Raw genomic sequence first — 2270 nt, 5'->3', positions numbered from 1 at the left:
GGATCGGGCCGGGCGACGTGGTGACGTTCGAGGCACAGGAGATTCAGGGCGGCGGGCTGACGACCCACCGGGTCGTCGAGGAGGCCGAGCGGGGCTATATCACTCGGGGAGACAACAACCCGTTCACCGATCAGGACGGCGGCGAGCCGGTCGTTCAGGACGCGGACGTGGTGGCGAAGGCGCTCCAGATCGGCGGCAGCGTCGTCGTGATCCCGCACCTCGGGACCGTCGCTATGGGGTTCCAGTCCGCGTTACAGTCCGTCCAGACGTGGCTCGCGGTGACGTTCGGCGTCCGTTCGTTCCAGGGAACGCAGGGGCTCGCGTACATCATCTTTGGGCTGTCGCTCGTCGCCTACGCGGTCGACTGGTATCTCAACGCCGGCTCGCGCGACCGCGACTCGCGCGACCGGTCGCGCGACGACGGCACCTCCGTGCTGGCGATCCTCGGCGCGCTGGCGCTGGTGCTGATGGCCACCGCGACGGCGGCGATGGTCCTCCCGGCCGGCACGCAGGAGTACGGCGTCGTGAGCGCCGAGTTCGAGTCCGAGAACCCGACCGTCATCGAGCGCGGCACGAGCCAAGAGATCGAGTACGTCGTCCCCAACGCGGGGCTCGTCCCCGTGTACGCGTACGTCACGCCGGCGAGCCCGCGCGTCGACGTCGAGCCGGCGCGGCTCTCGGTCGCCAGTCGCGGCGAGGCCTCGACGACGGTGACGCTGTCCGCGCCCGACGAGACGGGATACTATCGGCTGTTCGTCGTCGAACACCGCTACCTCGCCGTGCTGCCGCCCGGCATCGTCGACGAGCTGTACGGCGTCCACCCCTGGGCGCCGCTCGTCGCAATAAACGGGCTGCTCGGCGGCGGTATCGTCGGCGTCGGCCTCCTGCTCTTACGCGGCGAGCCCGCGCGGATCCGGTCTCGCGACTCCCGCGAGCGCCCCCCGCTCTACAAGCGACTCCTCCGCGAGCTCTACAGGTAACACATGTCTTCAGAACCAAACGAACGCCGACTCAGACTCCGCGCCGTGCTGAACGCACAGTCCGCCGCGATCCTCGCGGTCTGCCTCCTCCTCGCCGCGGCCGGCGCGGGGCTCGTGTACACGACGCACGTCGACCCCGGCACGGAGACGGAGCGCCGGACGGTCTCCTCGCTGACCGTCGAAAGCGAGTACCGCCACAGCGCGACCGTGACGGAGCCGAACACCGTCTTCGAGACCGGCGCGGTGCTGGACGGCCGCGACACGTACTTCACGCGGATCGCGCCCGAGCTCGACGTGAACGTGACGACGAGCTACGCGGCGTCGACCGCGGAGAACGTCACCGTCCAGCTCGACTCCGCGCTCGTCATCCGCAACGTCGGCGATGAGGGGACCGTCTACTGGCGCGAGACGGAACCGATCGCGTCGGAGACGGCCGCCAACGTCGCGCCCGGCGAGACGGTGGACGCCGCCTTCGAACTCAACAGCACCGCGATCGACGGGCGCGTGGCGTCGATCGAAGAGCAGCTCGGCGCCTCGCCGGGGGAGACGGAGACGTTCGTCACGACCGAGGTGGCCGTCGACGGGTCGATCGGCGGGGTTCCGACCGCGTCGACGCAGACGCTCGACATGACGGTCACGCACGGGGGCGACACCTACTCCGTCTCCGAGCCCGGCGTCCGGTCCGACACAACCGAGCGGACCGAGTCGGTGAGCGTCGAGCGGGAGTACGGCGTGCTCCGGTCGCTCGGGGGTCCCCTCCTCCTGCTCGCGGGGCTCGTCGGCGCCGGCGGCACCGCGTACGCGACGCGGGAGTTCGACCTCGCGCTCACGCCCGCGGAGCGCGCGTACCTCTCGTACCGCGACGACCGCTCCGAGTTCGCGGAGTGGATCACGACGTTCCGCCTCCCCGCGTCGGTCCACGAGCGTCCGACCGCCGAGGCGGGGTCGCTCCGCGACCTCGTCGACTTCGCGATCGACAACGACACCGGCGTCGTGGAGGACCCCGAGACCGGCGCGTTCCACGCCGTCGCCGGGGAGTTCGTCTATACCTATCGCCCGCCCGAGCCGACGGTCGAGGACGGTGACACTGCCGACGAGGACACGGTCGGCGGTGAGGGAGCGATCGGCGATGAGGAGACGGTCGACGACGCGGGAGCGGTCGGCGCCGCCGACTCGATGACGGCCATGACCGAGGGTGCGGACTCGACCGCGGCCGGCGCGGCGCCCGCCGAGGACGGCGACTCGCCGGGCGACGCGGCCGACTCGGAAGACCCGGCCGACGACTGAGCC

At 71.2% G+C, this 2270-nt stretch carries 2 protein-coding genes; both read left to right on the top strand.

What is annotated here, in order from left to right:
- A partial coding sequence (locus B9H04_RS17730) for a S24/S26 family peptidase (RefSeq protein ID WP_085682898.1) occupies positions 1–980 on the top strand: 980 nt, incomplete at its 5' end.
- 3 nt (positions 981–983) lie between these two features.
- Entirely contained in the window at positions 984–2267 is a 1284-nt protein-coding gene (locus B9H04_RS17725) for a DUF5305 domain-containing protein (RefSeq protein ID WP_085682897.1), read from the top strand.
- Positions 2268–2270 lie beyond the last annotated feature (3 nt).

This window comes from Halorubrum ezzemoulense DSM 17463, assembly GCF_002114285.1.
Lineage (GTDB): Archaea > Halobacteriota > Halobacteria > Halobacteriales > Haloferacaceae > Halorubrum > Halorubrum ezzemoulense.
The sequence above is the reverse complement of the archived record's forward strand: the minus strand, read 5'-3'. Positions and strand labels throughout refer to the sequence as shown.